This is a genomic window from Cetobacterium somerae ATCC BAA-474 (assembly GCF_000479045.1).
Lineage (GTDB): Bacteria > Fusobacteriota > Fusobacteriia > Fusobacteriales > Fusobacteriaceae > Cetobacterium_A > Cetobacterium_A somerae.
In genome coordinates, this window is sequence record NZ_KI518190.1 from 1 (window position 1) to 3,728 (window position 3,728).

Here is a 3,728-nt window from a genome sequence, read left to right on the forward strand (position 1 = left end):
TAAAGATGTAGTTCCTAAAGATTTAATAAGAGGATTAAATTTATTTTATTTAGAAAGAGCTTTAATATTTTTCTTAGCATATAAGTATGAAAAAGATGTAATTATAAAAAATAGCGCTTATATTTGGATATCTATATTTCTTTTTACTTCAGAGCTTTCTATAGTTTCATTAAGAATAGGAATATTATTTATTTATGGAGCTTGGTTAGTTTTAACAAGAGCGATAGAAAATGTAAAAAATAAGAAAATTTTAGTAATAATTATATGTTTACTATGTTTTGTAAGAATCTATAAAAGTATGATGTTTCCAGGAAACAAAATAAATTATAAATATGAAAATGCTATTTTTAATAAATTAAATTATGAGAAAAGAGAGAAGGAACTGATTGAAAGTAAAAAATACTTGAAAGAAAGTCATGGAAAAGAACTATTAATACAATATTAATTGAGAGGTATTTATGAAAAAGTTAAAAATATTTTTTACTGCAAATGTACTTTGGGATATATATATATTCAGATATGGAGTTATAAAAGCATTGATAGATGATGGGCACGAGGTAGTAGCTGTAGCTCCAAAAGACTCTAGAATAGATTTTCCAAAAGACCTTGGAATTAGACACATTCCTATAGAGTTAAGTTTAAGAGGAGTAAATCCTGTAAAGGATTTTCAATTGTTTCTTCAATTAAAAAATATTTATATTGAAGAGAAGCCTGATATTATTTTTCACTACACAATTAAACCAAATATTTATGGAACTTTAGCAGCTAAATGTGCAAAAATTCCAAGTATAGCAGTTTTAACAGGATTGGGTTACTCCTTTGTTGAAGGAGGAATTGTGTCTAAAATAGCTAAAACTTTATATAGGATTTCTTTAAATTACTCCAAAGAGGTTTGGGTTTTAAATCAAGATGATAGAAAACGTTTAATAGATGAAAATATTGTGAATGAGAAAAAAATATTCATTCTTCCCGGAGAAGGAGTTAATACAGAGAAATTTAAACCAATTTCAAGAAAGTCGAATAAAGAGTTGATTTTTTTAATGGTAGCCAGAGCTTTTTACGATAAAGGTGTTAGAGAATACGTTGAAGCTGCTAGAATAATTAAAGAAAAGAAATATGAAGTTAAATTTTTATTTTTAGGAGCTTTAGGTGGAGATGCAGCAAACGGTGTAAACGAGGCTAAAATGAATGAGTATGAAAAAGCAGGGATATTAGAGTACTTAGGACATCGTAAGGATGTAGAAAACGTTATAAACGCATCTGATTGTGTAGTTTTACCATCTTATAGAGAGGGTATCTCTAAAGTTTTAATGGAAGCTGCAAGTATGGAAAAACCAATAATTGCAACAAATGTAACTGGATGCAAAGAGATTATTGAGGATAAAAAAAATGGTTATTTAGTTAATGTAAAAGATTCGATAGATTTATCAGAAAAAATTGAGAGATTTATTAATTTGTCAAATGAAGAAAGAGATGAAATGGGAAAAAATGGACGTAAAAAGATATTAAATGAATTTGATGAAAAAATAATAATAGAGATATATAGGAGAAAGTTATGGAACTTACATTTATAGTACCAGTTTACAATGTTGAAACTTTTTTAGAAGAATGTTTAGATAGTATATATAAGGTGGAGAATATAGAGTACGAGGTTATTTTAGTAAATGATGGTTCAACAGATAGAAGTTTAGATATTTTAAAAAAATATAAAGAGAAGTATCCAGAGATAACAAAAATTATAGATAAAAAAAATGGTGGATTATCATCAGCAAGAAATGCTGGGATAAGAGATGCAAAAGGTGAATATCTATCATTTATAGATAGTGATGATATAATTGACTCTAAAGGATTTGAAGAATTTTTTAAAGAGGGACAAAAATTAGATTTAGATATAATGGTTGGAAATATGAGATATTTTTCTACTGAAAAAATTGGAGAACCTCTTTTTAGATCTCAAGAAATTAAAGATTTTACAGTTGGGAAAGGAACTAAATTTTTTCTAACTCTTTTTCAAGGAACAAAATGTTTTAGAGAAGAGGTTGTAGATGACGTTTATAGAAGAGATTTTATATGTGAAAATAAGTTATATTTTCATGACAATTTGATACATGAAGATAGCTATTTTACTCCAATGGTTTATTTAAAAGCTAAAAGAGTTAAATATATAGATATAGCATTTTATTATTATAGACAGAGAAGTGGTAGTATAATGAGTGTTATAACAGATAAAAGTATAAACTCTCTTGAAAAAATTTGTTATATGCTCTTAAATGAATATAGTAAAACGGATGATTATGGAAGAGAGGCATTATCAAAACTTTTACCAAGTTTCTATAAAGTTGTTGTTTATAGATATATAAATTCTAATAAAAATTATAAAGAAAAATTAAAAAATTATAGAACAATTTTTAAGGATGTAAAAGGTATAAAAAATAGAAATTTTGAAGAGATATTGGTTTATATCGCTCCTAAACTTTCTAATTTATTAAGAAAGTTAATGAGAAAAGATATAGGAAATACTCAAAAAATACCTAATTTCTAGGAGGGATTATGGAAAAAAAGATACATTACATCTGGTTAGGAAAAGGACCTAAACCAAATATAATGGATATATGTATAAACTCATGGAGAGAAAAACTTCCAAATTATGAAATAATAGAGTGGAACGAAGATAATTTAGATTTTTATAATGAAATAAAAAAAAATAGGTTTTTAGAAGAGTGTTATAAAAGAAAATTGTGGGCATTTTTATCAGACTATTTTCGTGTTAAAGTTTTATATGAAAATGGTGGAATTTATTTAGATTCAGATATGCAAATTTTAAAATCCTTGGATAGATTTTTAGAGGATAAACTATTTTTAGGAATGGAAGATGAAAATCAACCAAGTGCAGGAATAATAGGAGCAGAAAAAGGTCATATATTTTTTAAAAAAATGTTAGAGTTTTATGAAAATGATATTTGGAATATAAATGTATATACAATTCCAGCTATAATTCAGTATTTATTAAAAAAAGATTATAGCTTTATAGGAGAAAATAAAATTATAGAGTTAAAAGATGGAATAAAAATATATCCATATGAATATTTCTATCCATATCATTTTACAGAAGAATTTTCTTATGAAAAAATAACTGAAAATACATATGGAATACACTGGTGGGGAAAAAGTTGGCATGGAAATAATAAAAAACTTTATTTTTTAGAGTTTAAAACTTTAAAAGGTTATAAAAAAAAGTTAATAAATTTACTTATTTTTTTAAATATTTTAGAACCAATTAGAAAAATTTATGAAAAATTTATAAAAAAAATATAATAAGATGCCTTTTGAAAACCATTGAAAAATAAAGGTTTTTAAAGGGTGTCCAAGAAAACAAAAAAAAACTTTAAAAAAAATAAAAAAACTTGTTGACTTTGTTTATAATTTATGATATTATTATTAATGTCCGTGAGGGACAGCGAAGCGCGAAAGCGACAAGCTCCTTCAACTAGGAAGCCTGGGTGGCGGAATAGGTAGACGCACAGGACTTAAAATCCTGAGCTATCTGATAGCGTGCCGGTTCGATTCCGGCCCCAGGCACCACTTATATATCGCGGGGTAGAGCAGTTGGCAGCTCGTCGGGCTCATAACCCGAAGGTCGTTGGTTCGAATCCAGCCCCCGCCACCAAAACAACTAAATAATAAAGATGGAATAATATGCGGGAGTAGCTCAGTTGGTAGAGCGTCAG

General features: G+C 27.0%; 3 protein-coding genes, 2 tRNA genes and 1 pseudogene. All 6 read left to right on the plus strand.

Annotated elements, in window-relative coordinates; all coding sequences use genetic code 11:
* Nucleotides 1–445 (plus strand): annotated as a pseudogene (locus HMPREF0202_RS15355) (hypothetical protein); the annotation flags it as partial.
* A gap of 13 nt (nt 446–458) precedes the next feature.
* The gene (locus HMPREF0202_RS10670) at nt 459–1,574 is read left to right on the plus strand and encodes a glycosyltransferase family 4 protein (RefSeq protein WP_023052521.1); all 1,116 of its coding nucleotides are present in this window, start codon (nt 459–461) and stop codon (nt 1,572–1,574) included.
* Nucleotides 1,556–2,542: a glycosyltransferase gene (locus HMPREF0202_RS10675; RefSeq protein WP_023052522.1), complete on the plus strand. Its 987-nt coding sequence runs from the start codon at nt 1,556–1,558 to the stop codon at nt 2,540–2,542. The genes HMPREF0202_RS10670 and HMPREF0202_RS10675 overlap by 19 nt, the downstream gene beginning before the upstream one ends.
* Before the next feature lie 5 nt (nt 2,543–2,547).
* The gene (locus tag HMPREF0202_RS10680; RefSeq protein WP_040407281.1) at nt 2,548–3,315 is read left to right on the plus strand and encodes a glycosyltransferase; all 768 of its coding nucleotides are present in this window, start codon (nt 2,548–2,550) and stop codon (nt 3,313–3,315) included.
* Between the two features lie 179 nt (nt 3,316–3,494).
* A tRNA-Leu gene (locus HMPREF0202_RS10685) sits at nt 3,495–3,582 on the plus strand.
* Between the two features lie 9 nt (nt 3,583–3,591).
* Nucleotides 3,592–3,667, plus strand: a tRNA-Met gene (locus tag HMPREF0202_RS10690).
* Nucleotides 3,668–3,728: the final 61 nt, after the last annotated feature.

What these genes read in the sequence shown, in the direction of transcription:
- HMPREF0202_RS10675 (WP_023052522.1), top strand. Translation starts at nt 1,556, where the DNA reads ATGGAACTTACATTTATAGTACCAGTTTACAATGTTGAAACTTTTTTA.
- HMPREF0202_RS10670 (WP_023052521.1), top strand. Translation starts at nt 459, where the DNA reads ATGAAAAAGTTAAAAATATTTTTTACTGCAAATGTACTTTGGGATATA.